Source organism: Sulfobacillus sp. hq2 (assembly GCF_002903155.1).
GTDB lineage: Bacteria > Bacillota > Sulfobacillia > Sulfobacillales > Sulfobacillaceae > Sulfobacillus > Sulfobacillus thermotolerans.
Genome location: NZ_NWUL01000031.1, coordinates 155,990 through 173,701, shown reverse-complemented (window position 1 = coordinate 173,701; position 17,712 = coordinate 155,990). Strand labels below are relative to the sequence as shown.

Genomic DNA, 17,712 nt, shown 5'->3' with positions numbered 1-17,712 from the left:
TCCTCACTTTTTGTCTCTCCCTTACCGATTCTGCGTGCGCCAATCAAAGTCAATCGTCGGATCATTCCACGGTAACCGTTTTTCATCAGGGTCCTGGGGCCTATAGGATTCGGTTGTAAAGTACACAATCATCGCCGGCGTATTGCCTAACACACGATATCCATGAACCACACCTACAGGAATGACAATAAGAATCGGATTCATTTCACTGGGATAAAGAACCTGGGTAATTTTGTACGTTGGCGACTCAGGCCGTTGGTCATAAAGCACCACTTGGGCTGAGCCCACGGGAAAAAACCACAGATCGTCTTGCCGTTCATGATAATGAAAGGCTTTAATGACGCCAGGATAACTCATCGACAAGGATGCCTGCCCAAATCTGCGTAAAAGATCATCATCATCACGCAAAATCTCTTGAAAAAACCCACGGTCATCGGGATGGCGAATGAGTTTTTTTACCTTGACCCCATCAATTTCCCCAAAATTGCTCACGTGAAAAACCTCCTAAACGTTCCGCTATTTTATAAATCGACCCGACTTTGGTCCCCCAACACCAACCGTACCGCACGCGGGCGCTGGGAGCGTCCTTGAACCACCGCCGCACGACCAATCAGAGACTGATCGATGCGCTCCGGCACATGACTAATATGGCTCTCGGGCAAAATCACCGTGTTTTCTAATTCCGTCTCTTCAATTGTGACGCCATCACCAATCGCGGTGTATGGCCCTATGTAACTATCACGGATAATCACATTGTCCCCAATCACCACGGGTCCACGAATCGTGCTATGCTGAATTTGTGACTTGCGACCTAATTGCACGCGCCCGACAATTTCACTAGACGCATCAATGTGCCCAAGAATATGTGTGGGAATATCTTCTAACATTAAGCGATTTGCCTCGATGACATCTTGTGGGCGTCCAGTATCCTTCCACCATCCCTGTACAAATGTCGCATCTACCACTTTGTGCTGATCAATCAATGTTTGAATCGCATCAGTGATTTCATATTCACCGCGTTTTGATGGCTTTAGCATCTCGACGATTTCATGAATGTCCGGACTAAAACAGTAGGCCCCGACTAACGCCCAATGAGACGGTGGCTCAGCCGGTTTTTCCACCAGCTGGACGACACGTCCTTGATCCACAACCGCCACCCCAAACTGCCGGGGATCTTCAACCTCCGTCAGCAAAATGGAAGCCGCATATTGTCCCGTCTTGAAACGGTCCACAAGATCTTTTAGACCACTGCGCAGTAAATTATCTCCTAAAAACATTAAGAATGGATCTTGACCCAAGTAACTCCTCGCCGTTTTCACGGCATGAGCCAACCCCAATGGCGCAGCTTGAGGAATATAGGTAAAATGGCATCCGAAAGCCTCTCCCGTACCGAGTTTAGCGCGAATTTCTTCGCCGGTCTCTCCTGTAATCACACCAATATCCTCAATACCCGCTTGAACCATAGCATCGACGGCATAGAATAAAATGGGCCGATTGGCCACAGGAATCAGTTGCTTGGCCCCGGTATAGGTTAATGGACGTAGTCGACTTCCCGTTCCTCCTGCGAGGAGCAACCCTTTGAGCTTCATCAATCGACTCCCTTTAAATGTCTTTGACAAAAATATTGTAGCCGTCTCTGTAGAATTTGACCATTTATTGACGCATTAAAATAAATGGCGGCAAGTGCCCCAGGGAAAACCAGAAAAACCGCACCGACAAGAACGACCTGACAGGCAGTTTATAATAACAGCGTGACATAGAGGACGTTACGCCAATGCAGCACATCTTGACAAAAACCAAGAACAGACGGTACAATGTCGTTCGGGCGTCGGGGAGTAGCGCAGCTTGGTAGCGCGCCTGCTTCGGGAGCAGGAGGTCGCAGGTTCAAATCCTGTCTCTCCGACCATTTATAATGTCTTGTGCAATCTCATGTTATGATGTTCTTCAGTTACCCAATAAAAGAGTCCTCTCCTGTAGCGGACCTCGCATGTCAAATCCCACTCTTTACTCGTTATTTAATCTTGCTATAGTTTCCTCGGCATTAAGCACCTCAGCAAAACCTGTCATTGCAGCAAGCGTCACACGTTGAACATCCTCCGCTCGTACGGTTTCCCCACGCAATTCTAAATCCCTAGTCCCTGTGGCATCTCCAACAAATATTACCTGAAAACCACGCTCACGCGCTTGACGCGTAGTCGCATCACAGCAATGGTGGGTTTGATATCCTGTGATGACCACGGTGTCAACTCCAGCATAGCGAAGATAGGCGTCTAAGGGCGTTTGCGTGAATGCACCGGGAAAGTGCTTTGTTACAAGGCGTTCGTTTGGCATGACCTTTATATCAGGATGCATTAGCACCCCAGGGGAACCCAAACGAAATACAGGAGAGCCAGGGTCAAGGGCTTCATGAACAACATGGACAACTACGCCTTGGTTCTCTCGCCAAACCGATAACAAGCGCTGAATCTGGACTAACGACTCCGCTCCGCCTTTAACCACCCATTGTCCGTGTGGTGCAAAGTATTCTTGTTGCGCATCAATGATAATCAGTGCCGCTTGCATAACATCTCCCCTAACCTTATTAGTACAGCTTTTCTCTAAAAGCGTATCATAAGCCAGCAAGCCCATGTTAAGGCGGCATTACCCACGTCAAAACATCGGCAGATTTTTCGATATGCTGCATCTAATAGAGTGAGGGATATTTGTCTAAGGCGTCCAATGCACATAGCGAGGCCGACGAGACGGCAGTCCGCGCAAGACTCTGGCAAGCACTTCTTCTGTTTTCGGATAACGACGTTCTAACCACAAAAAAGCCTGACCTACATGACGCGCATCTTGTGTAAGCCCCCATCTTAACACCAAAACATCTTTCACGTCTGTAATTCCTAATTCGCGCGCCGCTTTGCCAGGAGGATAACGAAAAAGTTCATTGCCTCCGATAGAAAGAGGGGGCAACTGGCCGTCAATAATGCAGCGTTCAACAGATAGCGGACCGGAAATGATGGAACCCGAAAAGTCTGTCGCCTCAAAATTGCATTCCCTAAAATGGATTAATGATAGATCAGCCCTCAAAACAGGTGGCGAAACGTTATGCACAAGCAGTCCATAGCGCATATGGAACTTCGACTGAGCAATCGTCTCGTTTAGACGCTTGACATATACGCCTAGCTCGGTACCTCGTTCCATAGTAATATGGCTAATGTCAATGACGCTATTAATATGACGGCCGTGAACCTCTAACTGCTCAGAATCGAGTCGGATAGGGTATTCTTCAAATCCATCCACTTCAATCTCTAATGTAACTGCCATAGGACACCTCGGTTGAAGGATGAGGCTGACGGCATGATTTTATACCGGTTATTTTTGGCTAAATCGTCCTTATAATCTCCTTACAAGTTGCGGGCTTGTTCTTCGATCGTGATACACTAAATAAAAACAGGAGTTCGCGATGTCTTTAGAAACGTTACGGATCACAACCGTGTTTACGTTAGTGATATCCCTGGCTGGCGCCTATGCGGTGGCATTTTGGACTGTGCGAACCCATCACACCGCCCTCTTACGCCATTACGAGCAACGTCTCGACCAACTCTTGCGCGAAGGCGAATATGCGTCGTCGCAACTAAAGGCTCAACAGCACAAAATCTATGCAACTCTTTACAAGAAGTTCTATCGTGCGTACCGCACCAGCCTAGCCGTCGTCCGTAATGCAGTCCCTTTTGCTTCCTTAACCCATCAAGGATATATTGAAGAAACGTTACGGACCGTAGGGGCCTCAAAAAAGGAAATTGCCAAAATCTTAGACCGTGAACACTCCCTCTCTGGCGAACAAGCCATTATCCATGAATTAAATGCGCTGTATATTGACTGTCTGCATCGTCAATGCAAACGCCACTATCAACACGCAGTCGACTTTTTTCTTGCCAATGAACTCTTTTTACCCGATTCTGTCGTGCAGGCCATCGAAAATCTCGAAGCCCTATTGAATCCTATTGTTCTGAAAATGCCTGGGCAACCCACCCTTCAAGAATCTCAATTAACCAGCCAAATGCGACTGATTCGTCATTTGTTAAGCGAAACACCGCATCCGCCTACATCGTCCGAAACTCTATCTCAACCATAAACTTTTCTTTATGTTTTTTTAAACTTATCCATATTTCACAAATAATAAGTCCTCATGTATGCTTAAAGCATAAATTGCTTATGCTTCAAAAGTATTAAATTGTCGGAAATTAAGATGTTATGCGTAATTTAAAGGAGGAGACTCATGAGCGCAACTGAATCAAACAAAGACCGCTGGGCTTCGGGTGTTACACCCTACAAAAAAATGGGCTACTGGAGGCCTGACTATGAACCCCTCGACACCGACGTCATCTGCGTATTTCGTGTCGTTCCCCAAGAAGGCGTAGACCCTGAAGAAGCTGCAGCCGCTGTTGCTGGAGAATCGTCGACCGCCACGTGGACGGTTGTCTGGACGGACCGTCTAACGGACCTTGAAAACTATCAGGCCAAAGCCTTCCGCGTCGTACCAGTCCCAGGTACAGATCAATACTTTGCCTATATCGCCTACTCTATTGATTTGTTTGAAGAGGGCTCCATTGCCAACTTGTCGTCCTCTATTATCGGTAACGTCTTTGGATTTAAGGCTCTCAAGAGCTTACGCCTCGAAGACATGCGCATTCCCTTGCACTACATCAAAACCTTTCAAGGTCCTGCCCACGGGATCGTTGTCGAACGCGAATACCTTGACAAATATGGTCGCCCTCTCTTAGGTGCTACCATGAAACCCAAATTGGGACTATCGGCGCGCAACTATGGCCGTGTCGTCTACGAAGGCCTTCGTGGAGGACTAGACTTCACCAAAGACGACGAAAACATTGGATCTCAGCCCTTCATGCGCTGGCGTGACCGCTACCTCTACGTGATGGAAGGTGTCAACCACGCTGCAGCCGATACCGGAGAAGTCAAGGGCCATTATCTTAACGTAACCGCCGCGACGATGGAGGATATGTATGAGCGGGCCGAATTCGCCAAAGAATTAGGAAGCGTCATCATCATGGTCGACTTGACCGTTGGTTACACGGCTATCCAGTCCATGGCCAAGTGGGCACGAAAAAATGGAATGCTTCTTCACTTGCACCGTGCGGGACACAGCACCTACACGCGTCAAAAAACCCATGGCGTATCGTTCCGCGTCATTTCCAAATGGATGCGTCTCACAGGCGTAGACCACATCCACGCCGGAACCGTGGTCGGCAAGCTTGAAGGAGATCCCGACATGATTCATGGCTACTACAAAACTTTGCGTGATGCCAAAGTAGCGGTGAATTTACAAGAAGGTCTGTTCTTCGAACAAGACTGGGGCTCCATGCCCGGCGTAATGCCCGTCGCTTCCGGTGGTATTCATGCGGGCCAAATGCACTTATTATTACACCATTTTGGTGACGATGTCATCTTGCAGTTTGGTGGCGGAACAATTGGACACCCGATGGGAATTGCAGCTGGGGCCACGGCCAACCGTGTCGCACTCGAAGCTATGGTTCAGGCCCGTAATGACGGCAAAGACATTCTCAACGAAGGTCCCGAGATTTTGCAAAAAGCGGCCAAGATGTCCCCTGCTCTTCAGGCGGCCCTAGACGTTTGGAAAGACGTGACGTTCAACTACCAGTCCACAGACACCCCGGACGCTATTCCGACCCCGAGTGTCTAATCACGCTGCAACCAGCAAAGGAGGATTTTGAATGGCATTCTATTTGACGCAAGGAACCTTTTCGTTCCTGCCGCCGTTTTCAGATGACGAGATTAAAAATCAAATTAACTGGGCCCTTGACCACAACTGGCCGATGAGTCTCGAATTTACTGATGACCCGCACCCGCGCAACACGTACTGGAGCATGTGGGGTCTCCCCATGTTCGATTTGAAAGACCCGGCGGCCATTTTGTATGAAGTCAACGAATGCCGCAAGGCCTATCCGAATCACTATATTCGCCTCAATGCCTATGACCAACGGCGTGGGAAGCAGACGATTGCCATGTCCTTCATTGTCAACCGGCCCGCTAATGACCCCGGTTTTGGACTCATCCGTCAAGAAGCACAAGACCGGCGTATGCGGTACACGTTACACAGTTACGCCACTGACAAGCCCTCAGGCGAACGGTTCACCGACTAATAAACGCTTAGAAAAAAGAGCGGCGGGAGGCCGCTCTTTTTTCTTTTGTGCTTTAAGCCTTAACACGCGTGGAAGCCAGCAACATCGCTTTAAATGCTTGGGCGGGGGGCGGGAGATAATGACCGCGTAGATGGACAACATACCAGTAGCGTTTTAGGGGGAAGCCTTGCACTGGCAAAATCACCAACCGTTTCGCTTCTAGTTCCAACTGGACAACCTGCCGCGAAATAACCGCAATCCCTAAGCCGTTAGCCACGCCTTGTTTAATCGTGCTATTATTTCCCAATTCCCTATTCACACGGTACGGTATGCCCGCCGTCTGAAAATAGCGCTCCATTGTGGCCCGGGTTCCAGATCCCGGCTCACGCACGAGAAATCCCTCTTGCGCCAATTCTTCGACGCGAATCTCCCGATCACCCGCTAAAGGATGGTCAGGATGCGCAATAACCACCAAATCATTCTCCATAAACGGGGTCGCATCCCAATCTTCCCCGTTATCAGGCACTTGGCCCATCACGGCTAAATCGCTCTCGCGCGCGGCAATACGGTCCATGACCGCCGTCCGGTTGGCAACATCCAACATAATAGCGACATGGGGAAATGCCCGCCGAAATTGGCCTAGGTATTCAGGGACGACATAAACACCAACCGTCGTATCAGCCGAAACACGGAGTTGACCCAATTCTCCCCCACGCATAGCGCCTAGCACTTGCCACGTCTCATCCATTAGCGCAAAAATCTTCTGACTGTACTCCCATAACGCGTGACCAGCGTCTGTGAGCCGAATACGGTGACCCACTTTTTCGAACAACGGCATGCCCACGGTACGTTCCAAGCTTTTGACATGCATCGACACCGCAGATTGGCTAATCATCAGTTCTTCGCCCGCGCGTGAAAAGCTGAGATGTTTGGCGACGGTTTGAAAGATCTTCAGATGGTGAAGATTAAGCAACTCATGAGCCATTAAATCCCTGCCCCGTCCTGCCACAAGGGCGCATCAGGCAACACAACTGAGTGGGCCATAATCTGAAAAGGCGCCTGGCCGATAAGGTGCGCCAACGAGATGCTCGCAAGGGAGCTGCCCAGGCACACCTCGAGTGCCTCCCAAATTTCAGGTCTAAGACAGTCCTGACATTGCTGCACGCCGCAATCACAAAATTCTATGGGACCCTGTAGTGCGGTCAATATGTCGAGAAGAGAAATCATTTCGGGAGCACGGGCTAAAACAAATCCCCCACTGGCTCCCCGCACTGACCGAACCAAACCCGCCCGTTTGAGACTCATCAAAAGCTGCTCCAAGTATTTGTCGGACAGATTGAGCTTAGGAACCATAAGGCTAATTGGGACGGGCGACTCCGACCCGTGCTCAGCCAATACCGCCAATATTCGCAATCCAGACCTAAAGCCCGAAGATAGCTTAAACATGGGCGTCCTCCCGATATAACGCCGTACTGAGATACCGTTCCCCCGAATCCGGAAGGATTACCACCACGACCTGCGGACGATCCTGATGTTGGAGCCACTGCGCAGCGCCGACCAATGCCGCCCCGCTCGAGATCCCCACAAGTAGCCCTTCGGTACGCGCAAGATCACGTGCAGCTTTAAAAGCCCCGTCACTCGGCACGGGAATAACCTCATCAATGAGGGACCGCTCAAGGATTTCGGGGACGAATCCAGCACCAATTCCTTGGATTTTATGAGAGCCCGGCTGTCCCCCACTCAACACCGCCGATTCTGCTGGTTCCACGCCAATGACCTTGATATCACGATTGCGTTCTTTTAAATATCGTGCCGTGCCGCTAATGGTCCCTCCCGTACCGATTCCCGCCACCAATGCGGTCACTGTTCCGTCGGTATCCCGCCAAATTTCGGGGCCGGTCGTGCGGTAGTGCACCATGGGATTCGCCGGATTATCAAACTGGTGCAAACTGACCGCACCCATTTCATCCTCCAAAGCTTTAGCGCGGTTGATGGCCCCCGTCATGCCAAGCCGCCCAGGTGTCAGCTCGACCTTCGCTCCAAACGCTTCAAAGAGCATGCGCCGTTCCACCGATGCAGAATCAGGCATGACCAGAATACAACGATAACCGCGCCGCGCCGCGACCATGGCCAGCCCGACTCCCGTATTGCCTGATGTGGGCTCGACGATCAGGCCTCCAGGATGCAGTCGTCCTTGCTGTTCGGCATCTTCTATCATCGCTAATGCAATGCGGTCTTTCACACTGCTCCCTGGGTTATACGATTCGAGTTTTCCCAACACCGTAGCACCCAACGTTTGCGAAAGTCCTTCGAGCCGGACCAAAGGAGTCTGTCCAATAAGGTCACATACGGACCCAAACGTTTTCACAGGTCATCACCTCATATATACGTCTATTCCTATAACCATTGTGGTGATTATTATATCACCCCAAATGAGGCATATTAGCCCCAAGGAGGCTATATGATGACACGTAAAAAGAAGAAGCTGCTAGTTCCTGAAGCCGAACAGGCTCTGCAAAAACTGCAAGAAGACATTTTGCGAGATTTGAGAGCCCCCGTTACGCCCATGCGGGAGCAATTTCGAAACATTGCTCGTCGCATCGCCGAAGAAAGCGAATCATCTAGTCCGGAACAATAACGTCGCCCAGATTTTGGACAACCTTGCCACGAAATTCGTGAACGCGCCGTATTGCGGCCAGCACTCCCGCCGCATACGCACTCCGGTCGTGCACATCATGGCGTAACGTCAATGTCTGACCACTCGAACCGAAGATCACCGCTTGATGGGCCACCATGCCTGGGAGTCGAATGGAATGCACTGGGATATCTTCGACGCTTCGCCCCCACCCATCCGCTAAGAGGCGGGCCATACGCTTCGCTGTCCCAGAGGGCCGGTCGCGTTTGGTCGCCGCATGTGCTTCAATGACTTCAGCCTGATCAAGATATCGGCTTGCATCTTGGGCCAATCGCTCCATAATCCATGCGCCTAAGGAAAAATTTGCGATGAGGACAGCACCGTTCTGTTGGTGTTGTACTCGGTCATGAATCGCATCGAGCTGAAGGGGCGAGAATCCTGTTGTGCCCACGACGAGGTCCCATCCTCTTGCTGTAGCCTCTAAGATCCGCGAATAGGCCGACGTTGGTTCCGTGAAATCTACGAGCACCGCATACGAGGCGTCAATGGTGTCCACAGCTCCCCGAATGACCACAGAAAGCCCCGGCTCGCTCCATAAATCGCTTAGAGCCATCCCAACATGAGAATGACCCACCGCACCTATCAATTCCATGTCCTGCGCCTGAGCGATAGCGCGTCCCACCTCCTTTCCCGTTTTGCCGGTTGCGCCGGCCAACACCACAGGAATCTTCGTCGCCATGAGATCCTCCTAAATGTTTCCTAAATCGTATTCTTTGAGCAGTCGACTTGCGATGACTAACCTCATAATTTCCGAGGTGCCTTCGTAAATTTCCGTCACTTTTGCATCACGCAGCAAGCGCTCCACGCCATATTCACGCATGTAGCCATATCCCCCAAAAATTTGAATCGCATCAGCGGCATGTTGTACCGCCTTTTCGGACGCAAATAACTTGGCCATTGCGAACAAAGGACGTTGGGCTGGTCCCTCTTCACGGCGGTGAGCCGCTTCATAGGTCATCAGCCGCGCTGCATGTAAGTCGGTTGCCATATCAGCTAACCGCCACTGCACCCCTTCGAACTGCCCGATTGGCCGCCCAAATTGCTCGCGTTCACGTGCATACGCCAATGACCGCTCTAGAGCCGTGCTCATAATGCCCACACTTTGGGCCGCAATCCCAATGCGTCCTCCGTCCAACAAAAATAAGGCCATGGAATAGCCTTGCCCTTCTTGGCCCAGACGGTTTTCCTCTGGTACTCGGACATCATCTAAAATGACTTCAGAGGTGCGTGACGCACGAATCCCCAATTTATCCTCCGGCGGCCCAAAGTGAAGGCCAGGCGCGTCTTTTGGCACCAAAAAAGCCGTGATACCTTTCTCACCAAGGGTTGGATCGACCGTAGCAAATACAATATACCAATCCGCTTCCCCGGCACTGGTAATGAACACCTTTCGGCCATTGAGCCGGTATTCGGATCCTGATTTGACGGCCCGCGTTCGCATTGCCGCCGCATTGGAGCCTGATTCGGCCTCGGTAATGGCAAACGCACCAATGGCGTCCCCTTGACATAAGGCCGGTAAAAAGCGTGCCCGCTGCTCATCCGTGCCAAATCGCCAAATCCCTTCGATATGAAGCGAGTTGTGCACTTCATAAATCACCGCCGTCGCAGGATCAGCGGCTGCAATAGCTTCCACGACCAAGGTTTGCGCCAAATAGCTTGCACCTGCACCGCCCCACTTCGGATCCACAATCATTCCCAAATATCCTTGACGCCCCAGCATTTCCATATTTTCTCTCGGAAATACCGCGGACCGATCAAATGCTTGGGACTTTGGCGCAATAGTGTCCTTGACAAGCGCTAAAATCGCATCACGAATTGCGTTTTCTTCTTCATTGAGAATGCTTAGAGCCATCTTGTCCCTCTCCTTCACCCGTTCTTCTGTAACCACTGGCTGATGAGTTCGCGGGCGAACGCAGGCGCCGATTCTCCTTGCCGAATGCTAGATACCGCACGGTACCACTCGCCTTGCCGTCGGCTCTCCTTCTTCACGGCCTCCACCATATCTTCTAAGGCCTGTTCGAGAAGATTTTCAGCCTGCCGTTCACGCATCTGATCCCAAATCGCATGATTCGTCAGGTACGCTTTATGGTCTTCAATAGCCTGCACAAGCTCGCCAATACCCTCATTGCGATCGGCGGAAGTTTTAATAATCGGCGGTACCCAATCTAACGATGTGGAGGTGAGTCCCAGCATAGACCGTAACGACCGGACCGTCCGATCGGCCCCTTCTCGGTCCCCTTTATTGACGACAAAGATATTACCAATCTCCAAAATCCCGGCTTTAATCGCTTGAATATCATCACCGAGGCCAGGCGCCAAGACCACCAGCACCGTTTGGGCAAAACGCATAACATCGACTTCAGCTTGCCCCGCCCCCACCGTCTCGATGAGAATTACATCAAATCCTGCGGCATCCAACAACGTCAACGCCCCAAAGGTGGCCCGCGACAATCCACCTACGTGACCTCGACTGGCGAGGCTTCGCATATAGACGCCTTGATCATCCACCGAATCCTGCATGCGAATGCGGTCTCCTAAAATCGCGCCGCCAGTGAAAGGACTCGAAGGGTCGACCGCCAAAATCCCTACGGTCTGCTTTGTTTTGCGTAAGTGCAAGGTCAAGGCGTTCACAAGCGTCGACTTGCCTACACCGGGCGCCCCAGTAATTCCTATCACATGGGCATGCCCGGCATGAGGAAACAGCCTTCCCAACAGGGCATTACCGCGGTCCGAGCCTTCATCCACCCATGACAGACCCCGCGCCAATGCGCGCCTGCGTCCTTCTTGGATACCTTGGTACACTGTCTCGAGATCCATCATGCTGTCCCTTTATGCTGGCGAATAAAGTCTACGATGTCCTGGGTGTCCGTTCCTGGCCCAAAGACTTGGTGGACGCCCGCCGCCTTCATCGCGGGTACATCATCTTCGGGGATAATGCCTCCTAAGAGGACGAGCATATCATCGACGTCGTTGGCACGCAGCAGTTCCATAATGCGCGGGACAAGCGTCGGATGTGCCCCGGATAAAATTGAAATCGCTAAAACGTCGACATCTTCTGATAATGCCGCATCCACGATTTGCTCGGGTGTTTGATGGAGACCCGTATAAATGACTTCCATTCCCGCGTCTCGCAAGGCCCGGGCAATAACTTTGGCCCCCCGGTCATGTCCATCAAGACCAGGTTTCGCCACTAGCACGCGTATCATGCGATTCACTCCTCGCATTCCGAATGATAACATTCTATGGTATAAGACCAAACAGCGTCACACCTTCTGCAATCCCTCTCAGTGTACCATTTTCGGATAGAAGAACAGGAGAATAACGCGACAAAAAGGCGTAGGCCACACATAAGAATGAATCACGTCGAATAAGGCACCCTTTTAGCCCGTACCCGGCTGAGCACAGGCTAATAAGGCCACCTGATGAAAGTAGAGAACGAAACGTCAAAAGATAGATTACAATTCCCGACTGCGCACATGAGGTGCTACAGACGGAGCATCCGCCACGGGTAAGTCTTGTTTTCCTTCTTCATCCGCCAATAACGCAATATCCCGCGCCAATTGTCTGGTCTTCTGTAGCATTTTGAACATAAACCCAAACATAACAACAAATAGCGCGCTATACGCTAAAAACAAGAACAGCAGATACATTTTTTCCTGAGCCGTCATCATCATCACCTTACACGCTCCTCTCGCTAGGGCAAGCTACACGCCAGCGCGCCCACGCCACAAATTTTTTACTTGATCTATCGCCATTTCGGTCCGCAATAGACGAACACGAATCACCATCCACGTCACAAACAGCCCGATGAACGCCACAATGGAAACGAGCATGGCATCGACCATGCGCGGCGCCATATTGACGCCATGAGCCGTAATCACCACAGGATGAATCGAATGCCACCACCGAATCGCCATATAGTCAATAGGCACATCAGCAAACGCCACCAAAGCCAGTACCGCGGCATAAGTGGCCCGCCGATAGACATTGTCTGAGCTGTCTCTCAGCAACAAATATCCGGCAAAAAGCACCCACAAGATGAGTGTCGAGGTCAGACGCGGATCCCACGTCCACCAAATGCCCCAGGCAGCACGCCCCCATAAAGTTCCGCTGACCAATACCATAGTCGTGAAAACCGTGCCAATTTCTGCTGATGCAGCGGCCCACACGTCCCATGCCAAGTTGCGCGTTAAGAGGTAAGTCACACTGGCGACGGCCGTTATACTAAAAGCCAGCAACACCACAGCGGCCGCTCCCATATGAAAATAGAAAATGCGTTGGCTCGCCCCGAGAATGCGGTCATCAGGACTCCACACAAAGTCCAGATATAAAGCCCCCACCATGAGCGGCAGCAAGAGCCAATACCACCCATCTGCTTTGACCAATTTCTTCACGGTCAAACCTCCCAAACATAGTCGTAAAGCATTAACGGCAGCACCAAGAAAATGGCATCATACGCTATGAGCCCGTGGATCCATAACCAAAAACCAGCGCGTGTCAGGGTCAATAAATCCCGCGTCGCCTGCACTGTCATAATCATGACCGGAATTTCCAAAGGCAGAAGCAGCATGGTCAGAATCAAATCACCTGACGACGTGTGCACACTCATGGTCGATAACAAGGTCCCCACTTCAACAAATCCGGCGGCCCCTAGGGCTAGAATCAAGAGCCACAAGGTCCATGGGCCCCTCCACGGTACTTGAAACACTTCCAAAAAAAGTGGTGTCGACACAATTTCAATGAGAACCATGAAGACAAAGGCTCCGGTCAGCTTGGCTAAGTAAATCGCTATCTTGTCTCCGGGAGCTAGAATCAATCCCGTTAAGGCCTCTTCTCGCACTTCGTTGGCAAAGGTTTTACCCATGCCTATCATGCCCGCAAACAGGAAAGCCATCCATAAAATCCCCGGCAAAGCTGCATGCAAGTCTGCGACATGTGAGCCCAAAGACAGTGCAAACAAGAACGCCATCATCACCACAAAAATCATCATCACGGTCCACCGGTCACGGCGCCTTAGCTCAACGGCTCCGTCTTTATATAAAATCCACCAAAATTTACGAATTATGCCCCCTCCTTGTCATAATCGCCCCGACACACTCTTTGCAACTGCTCCGGTCTCAGCTTGTCGGTATAGGACCACCACACCATGCGTCCACCGACTAATAGGGCTACCGCATCCGCCACACGTATGACGTCATCCTCATCGTGTGACGCAAGAATAAAGCTGCGCCCTGTCCTTTTTTGATCACCCAAAATCCTGTCCAACAGCTGTCGCCCGGCCCCATCAAGACCGGTATAGGGTTCGTCAAGCAATAGCAGCTGGGCATCGGCTAGCAAAACCCGCGCCAGAGCCGCCCGCTGGACCATGCCCCGTGAAAATGTCTGAAGAAGGTCATTCTGGGCCCATAACAAGTCGACTTGCCTCAGCACCTCCACAACCCGCTGCCTGGCTTTTCGCAATCCCCACAAATGAGCATAAAACAGGAGATTTTCAAAAGCCGTTAAGGATGGATATAAAAAGGAGTGATGGCCGAGCAACACTACACGCTGGTCGCTGCTTGTTTCATCACCGACACGCCTCCCAAAACGCCAAAGTTCTCCCCCAGAAGGTGCCCACAAGCCACTCAGCACCTTCAACAACGTGCTCTTGCCCGCTCCATTTGGCCCCATAATCGCAAGGCCGGATCCACGCTCCATGCTAAAGGAAACCTCTCTCAAGACCGCATGGGCGCCAATCGTTTTGCACAGCGTCAGGGCGCGTAAAATAGGCCCTGTGATTTCCTTAGCCATCAAGATTCCCCCTTGATTGAGCTAAAGCGTGGCGCAGCTCCTTCCGCTCCGCTTCATAGAAGTCCCTGGGCACTTCACGTCGACTATGGGCAGCCTCCAACACCGCCAGCTCCCTTAACAACCGGTCCCAGTCAGCAAGACCATTCTCCTGACCACTAGGGACTGGTCGCCAGCGTTTCACAATTAGGACAACGCCGACCATTAATCCCATCATGAGGCCGCTCAATGTTGGCATAGCCCACCTAGGACCTTGGGGCTGAAAGGACATCGTAGGTCCCACCTCGCCCTTGCCTTCCAACACAATGGGCACAGATTCTCCCGCCGAGACCATGGTGGTGATGTATTCTTTAAATACCGGGCCATTAGCCACCCCGGGAATTTTTCCTCGCTCTTTTAATACCCATGTGGGATTAAGAACCGCGGGCGCACGAACTCCTTGAGGGATAAGTAACGCGACGGTGCCAATGCTCGACATGGCGGGAAGCCGGTATTGCCCTGAGCGTCCGTTCCACGGCACATCGTAACGGGCTGAAGCCTGCAAAGAATGGCCTTGCATCGCAAGGATTCCACCGGGCTCCACCGACGCTCTTGTGGAGGTGTGAATAGCCTGCGCTTGGGGCAAAATCCCTATAACTGGATCACGGACCCTTGTCGCCCACGTTATTTGTTCATAGACAGCGAGACGCCCCCGTTCCGGGAGCAGCACGAGCATTTCCAGGCGTATAGACGGGGAAGATTGAGCCCACGCATTTCTCACCGGCAGAGCCACCCCCAACAGTCCTATAATCACCAGTACCCAGCGCTTGTACATGCTCAATCCTCCTGTATCGCTCCACAATGGGGACAGACCTGTCCTAGATCTCGTTCCTTAAGGGCCCCACAAGCCCCACAAAAAGATTGCAAGGCTTCATCAATGGCTTCGTCCAACCCCTCGTTATCCTTGGTAGAGGAGCTCGTTCCCGATTCATCGACTTTCCACGTAGGGCCATAGACGAGTCCAATGACAGCACCCGATAGCAATATCGCCCACTCATTAATCATGGCTGGGCCCCCCATCCGCGGTCGTCAAAGCCGCGTCAGTCAAGCGGCGCCGCTCTTCTTGAAGCCACTCCCAACGACGCACCTTAACTGCATCGCCAAAGGCCGGAGCCGACAACGCAAGCAATGTGCCCGCGACTAAGCCATACATGCCCATCCAGATCCAGCTCACCATCGGGTTTATAAAAATCTGAATGGTTGCCGCATTTCCTCCTGGTGTGCCTTCTAACACGAGATACAAATCCTTCATAACCCCGCTGTGAATGGCAACGCGGGCCACAGGTTGTGCATCCCCTGGGAAAAATTCCAGGCCAGGCATAAGGACGTCATGATGGCGTCCAATGCTCACGGCGACATGCGCCGTGAGCAACTGGTCACCATGTTGTTCCTGGACGCCCAATCCTTCATAGCGCAGATAATATCCGCGTAAAACGACCGATTGGCCTGGCTGCAGGGTGCGTGTAACAGCCACATGACGCGCATGCGATCCGATCACACCCAAAGCTATCGTCAAAAAGGCAAGATGCGCCACATAGCCGCCATAACGGCGGCGATTGTGGACAATAGTGTGGTATATCGCCCGACCCGCGCTCCTAATCCCCGCCTTTTGCCTAGCGCGAGTAGCGCGCGCAAAGTCGAGAAGCATCGATGTCATGGCAAAGACGACGACTCCAACGCTCCCCCAGGACCTTAATGTCTGAAATCCTAGTTGGTACACGGCGATACAGGAGACAATCCCCACCACCCAAGGTATCCATAGGCGCTGCCAAAGCTGTTGCAAACGCGCATGATGCCACCCAACGACAGGAGCTATGCCCATTAATCCGATCAATACAACAAACAAGGGCGTACTTAAGGTATTAAAAAAGTGGACCGTCAAAACGACTGTGGACCCATGGAGGGCTTTCGATATCACGGGATAAAATGTTCCAACTAAAACAATAACGGTCAATGACGCCAAAACCATTTCCAATAACAAATAGAGGGCTTCTTTCGAAATGATATGGCTCAATACTATTTTGTCGGACAACTGATCACGGCGTAAAATCAACACGACACTCGAGACCAAAACGGATGCCCAAAACAATCCCACAAAATATGGTCCCACCCCTGTGCCGGTGAAGGAATGAACCGAGTTCTTCAACACCCCACTGCGGGTAATGTATGTCCCCACTAACGTCAATAAGAAGCTGGATAGGCCAAGCAAGGCGGTCCACCACCGAAACATGCCCCGACGTTCTTCTATTTGCAATGCATGCAGAAAAGCGGTTGCGGTTAGCCACGGCATGAGGGAGGCGTTTTCGACCGGGTCCCATGCCCAGTAACCACCCCATCCTAATTCCATATAAGCCCACATACCGCCCAACACAATGGCTGCTGACAGAAATAACCAAGCAAATAACGTCCAGCGCCGAACCACAGGAAGCCAATCCCGCGAAGGCGTTCGTGTCCATAGAGCCGCCAGTAAATAGGCAGCGGGCACGGCCAAACCGATGAGCCCGATATACATCGCCGGCGGATGAATCGTCATGACGAAGTTTTGCAATAACGGGTCAAGACCCACGCCGTCGAGCGGGTGTCCCCCCGTGAGGCGAAAGGGATTGACCACCAAATTTGATAAGCCTGTAAAAAATACCAAGAGGGCGGCTAAAAGCGGCACCGCCACGGGTGTGAGCCGACGCTCGCGCGGCCATCCTTGCCAAGCAGCATAGGCGGTATACAACGAGAGAAGCCATGCCCAAAACAACACTGAACCCGCGTCTCCACCCCACAATGCTCCCATTTTAAATAACAGCGGCAACGCCCTATCCGTATGGTTATAAACCGCTTGTACGTTGAAATCACTGGTGATTAACAAGTATTCTAAAACAAGGACAGAGGCTGTCAGTGCCACGGCGATGGCTAAGGCAGCACCTCGCACACTTTCGCGCAATCGTGCACCTTTCACATGGTAACTCCAAAAACCGGCACATGCGGTATACAGCGCACTACTTCCGGCAAGGAGCAAGGCTAAACGCCCTAAATCCGGCATATCCACAGCTC

Annotated in this window: 22 protein-coding genes and 1 tRNA gene; 5 read left to right on the top strand and 18 right to left on the bottom strand. The window is 51.6% G+C overall.

Annotation, left to right across the window (positions count from 1 at the left end; all coding sequences use genetic code 11):
• Positions 1-21: 21 nt before the first annotated feature.
• Both CO251_RS07715 and CO251_RS07710 read right to left on the bottom strand, forming a co-directional pair.
• Positions 22-492 carry a dTDP-4-dehydrorhamnose 3,5-epimerase family protein gene (locus CO251_RS07715; RefSeq protein WP_103375213.1) on the bottom strand — a complete coding sequence of 157 codons (471 nt, stop codon included), beginning with the start codon at positions 490-492 and terminating at the stop codon, positions 22-24.
• A 29-nt stretch (positions 493-521) separates the two neighbouring features.
• Positions 522-1,589 carry a glucose-1-phosphate thymidylyltransferase gene (locus tag CO251_RS07710; protein ID WP_103375212.1) on the bottom strand — a complete coding sequence of 356 codons (1,068 nt, stop codon included), beginning with the start codon at positions 1,587-1,589 and terminating at the stop codon, positions 522-524.
• Positions 1,590-1,829: 240 nt separating this feature from the next.
• Here CO251_RS07710 and CO251_RS07705 point away from each other — a divergent pair.
• Positions 1,830-1,906: transfer RNA gene (locus CO251_RS07705), tRNA-Pro, on the top strand.
• Positions 1,907-2,004: 98 nt separating this feature from the next.
• Here CO251_RS07705 and CO251_RS07700 read toward each other — a convergent pair.
• Positions 2,005-2,562 carry a cysteine hydrolase family protein gene (locus CO251_RS07700; RefSeq protein WP_158246233.1) on the bottom strand — a complete coding sequence of 186 codons (558 nt, stop codon included), beginning with the start codon at positions 2,560-2,562 and terminating at the stop codon, positions 2,005-2,007.
• A 144-nt stretch (positions 2,563-2,706) separates the two neighbouring features.
• Positions 2,707-3,309 (bottom strand): hypothetical protein, encoded by a 603-nt coding sequence (locus tag CO251_RS07695; protein ID WP_242968442.1) that lies wholly within the window; start codon positions 3,307-3,309, stop codon positions 2,707-2,709.
• Positions 3,310-3,448: 139 nt separating this feature from the next.
• Here CO251_RS07695 and CO251_RS07690 point away from each other — a divergent pair, with 139 nt between their 5' ends.
• The 3 genes from CO251_RS07690 to CO251_RS07680 all read left to right on the top strand — a co-directional run bounded on the left by CO251_RS07690 (position 3,449) and on the right by CO251_RS07680 (position 6,167).
• Positions 3,449-4,120: a hypothetical protein gene (locus CO251_RS07690; RefSeq protein ID WP_103375210.1), complete on the top strand. Its 672-nt coding sequence runs from the start codon at positions 3,449-3,451 to the stop codon at positions 4,118-4,120.
• Positions 4,121-4,264: 144 nt separating this feature from the next.
• On the top strand, positions 4,265-5,707 hold the full coding sequence (locus CO251_RS07685; protein ID WP_103375209.1) for a form I ribulose bisphosphate carboxylase large subunit: 1,443 nt from the start codon (positions 4,265-4,267) through the stop codon (positions 5,705-5,707).
• Between the two features lie 31 nt (positions 5,708-5,738).
• Positions 5,739-6,167 carry a ribulose bisphosphate carboxylase small subunit gene (locus tag CO251_RS07680; protein ID WP_103375208.1) on the top strand — a complete coding sequence of 143 codons (429 nt, stop codon included), beginning with the start codon at positions 5,739-5,741 and terminating at the stop codon, positions 6,165-6,167.
• 52 nt (positions 6,168-6,219) lie between these two features.
• Here CO251_RS07680 and CO251_RS07675 read toward each other — a convergent pair whose 3' ends face one another.
• The 3 genes from CO251_RS07675 to cysK are packed head-to-tail and all read right to left on the bottom strand — an operon-like array spanning position 6,220 to position 8,514.
• Positions 6,220-7,131 (bottom strand): LysR family transcriptional regulator, encoded by a 912-nt coding sequence (locus CO251_RS07675; protein ID WP_103375207.1) that lies wholly within the window; start codon positions 7,129-7,131, stop codon positions 6,220-6,222.
• On the bottom strand, positions 7,131-7,592 hold the full coding sequence (locus CO251_RS07670) for an Rrf2 family transcriptional regulator (RefSeq protein ID WP_103375206.1): 462 nt from the start codon (positions 7,590-7,592) through the stop codon (positions 7,131-7,133). The genes CO251_RS07675 and CO251_RS07670 overlap by 1 nt, the downstream gene beginning before the upstream one ends.
• The gene (cysK, locus tag CO251_RS07665) at positions 7,585-8,514 is read right to left on the bottom strand and encodes a cysteine synthase A (protein WP_103375205.1); all 930 of its coding nucleotides are present in this window, start codon (positions 8,512-8,514) and stop codon (positions 7,585-7,587) included. Before cysK ends, CO251_RS07670 begins: the two co-directional genes overlap by 8 nt.
• Positions 8,515-8,607: 93 nt before the next feature.
• On the opposite strand from cysK, the gene CO251_RS17370 reads away from it, so the two are divergent.
• On the top strand, positions 8,608-8,784 hold the full coding sequence (locus CO251_RS17370; RefSeq protein ID WP_158246232.1) for a hypothetical protein: 177 nt from the start codon (positions 8,608-8,610) through the stop codon (positions 8,782-8,784).
• Here the strand turns inward: CO251_RS17370 and dapB are convergent.
• The 11 genes from dapB to CO251_RS07610 all read right to left on the bottom strand — a co-directional run bounded on the left by dapB (position 8,768) and on the right by CO251_RS07610 (position 17,701).
• Positions 8,768-9,520 (bottom strand): 4-hydroxy-tetrahydrodipicolinate reductase, encoded by a 753-nt coding sequence (gene dapB / locus CO251_RS07660; protein ID WP_103375204.1) that lies wholly within the window; start codon positions 9,518-9,520, stop codon positions 8,768-8,770. The two genes, CO251_RS17370 and dapB, sit on opposite strands and share 17 nt — an antisense overlap.
• A 9-nt stretch (positions 9,521-9,529) precedes the next feature.
• On the bottom strand, positions 9,530-10,693 hold the full coding sequence (locus CO251_RS07655; protein WP_103375203.1) for an acyl-CoA dehydrogenase family protein: 1,164 nt from the start codon (positions 10,691-10,693) through the stop codon (positions 9,530-9,532).
• A gap of 14 nt (positions 10,694-10,707) precedes the next feature.
• A complete protein-coding gene (meaB, locus tag CO251_RS07650) occupies positions 10,708-11,661 on the bottom strand; it encodes a methylmalonyl Co-A mutase-associated GTPase MeaB (protein ID WP_103375202.1) in 954 nt (317 codons plus the stop codon).
• Positions 11,658-12,047 carry a cobalamin B12-binding domain-containing protein gene (locus CO251_RS07645; RefSeq protein WP_103375201.1) on the bottom strand — a complete coding sequence of 130 codons (390 nt, stop codon included), beginning with the start codon at positions 12,045-12,047 and terminating at the stop codon, positions 11,658-11,660. Before CO251_RS07645 ends, meaB begins: the two co-directional genes overlap by 4 nt.
• A 249-nt stretch (positions 12,048-12,296) precedes the next feature.
• On the bottom strand, positions 12,297-12,518 hold the full coding sequence (locus tag CO251_RS07640) for a CcmD family protein (protein WP_146039020.1): 222 nt from the start codon (positions 12,516-12,518) through the stop codon (positions 12,297-12,299).
• Positions 12,519-12,545: 27 nt separating this feature from the next.
• Positions 12,546-13,235: a cytochrome c biogenesis protein CcsA gene (gene ccsA, locus CO251_RS07635; RefSeq protein ID WP_242968440.1), complete on the bottom strand. Its 690-nt coding sequence runs from the start codon at positions 13,233-13,235 to the stop codon at positions 12,546-12,548.
• A gap of 2 nt (positions 13,236-13,237) precedes the next feature.
• On the bottom strand, positions 13,238-13,885 hold the full coding sequence (locus CO251_RS07630) for a heme exporter protein CcmB (RefSeq protein ID WP_103375199.1): 648 nt from the start codon (positions 13,883-13,885) through the stop codon (positions 13,238-13,240).
• Positions 13,886-13,902: 17 nt separating this feature from the next.
• Complete coding sequence (locus CO251_RS07625) at positions 13,903-14,631, bottom strand: ABC transporter ATP-binding protein (protein ID WP_103375198.1); 729 nt, start codon at positions 14,629-14,631, stop codon at positions 13,903-13,905.
• Positions 14,624-15,442: a hypothetical protein gene (locus CO251_RS07620; protein WP_103375197.1), complete on the bottom strand. Its 819-nt coding sequence runs from the start codon at positions 15,440-15,442 to the stop codon at positions 14,624-14,626. The genes CO251_RS07625 and CO251_RS07620 overlap by 8 nt, the downstream gene beginning before the upstream one ends.
• Positions 15,443-15,444: 2 nt before the next feature.
• Positions 15,445-15,672, bottom strand: coding sequence for a hypothetical protein (locus CO251_RS07615; RefSeq protein WP_103375196.1), 228 nt, complete (start codon positions 15,670-15,672; stop codon positions 15,445-15,447).
• The gene (locus CO251_RS07610) at positions 15,665-17,701 is read right to left on the bottom strand and encodes a heme lyase CcmF/NrfE family subunit (protein WP_103375501.1); all 2,037 of its coding nucleotides are present in this window, start codon (positions 17,699-17,701) and stop codon (positions 15,665-15,667) included. The genes CO251_RS07615 and CO251_RS07610 overlap by 8 nt, the downstream gene beginning before the upstream one ends.
• Between the last annotated feature and the right edge of the window lie 11 nt (positions 17,702-17,712).